Genomic DNA, 349 nt, shown 5'->3' with positions numbered 1-349 from the left:
GAGGGGGTGTACACCGCAATCCTGCGCGTTTCGCGATCATTTCGCCGAATTGAAGGAGCTAGGCGTAAGCCGTCTGTTTGGCCTCTCGACCCAGACCACGGAATATCAGCGCGAGGCTGCGGAACTGCTTCACCTTCCGTTCCCACTTCTTTCGGATTATTCGCTCCGTCTGGCATCGGCCCTTGGCTTGCCGATGTTTCAAGCAAGCGGTCTGACCCTGTTACGCAGGCTAACGATGATCATCCAAGCGGGTGTCATCAGGCATGTCTTTTATCCCGTGCATCCACCCGAAGAGAACGCAGACGCAGTTATCAGTTGGTTGAAAACCAATGGTGTTGTCTGAGCGGGC

The 349-nt window shown here is 55.3% G+C and carries 1 protein-coding gene; it reads left to right on the top strand.

Features of this window, described 5'->3' with window-relative positions; all coding sequences use genetic code 11:
- On the top strand, window positions 1-343 hold a 343-nt coding region (locus EN804_RS35385; RefSeq protein ID WP_135922356.1), incomplete at its 5' end, for a peroxiredoxin.
- Window positions 344-349 lie beyond the last annotated feature (6 nt).

This window comes from Mesorhizobium sp. M8A.F.Ca.ET.161.01.1.1 (assembly GCF_004792105.1).
Taxonomy (GTDB): Bacteria; Pseudomonadota; Alphaproteobacteria; order Rhizobiales; family Rhizobiaceae; genus Mesorhizobium.
This window is presented reverse-complemented; position numbering and strand designations above follow the sequence as displayed.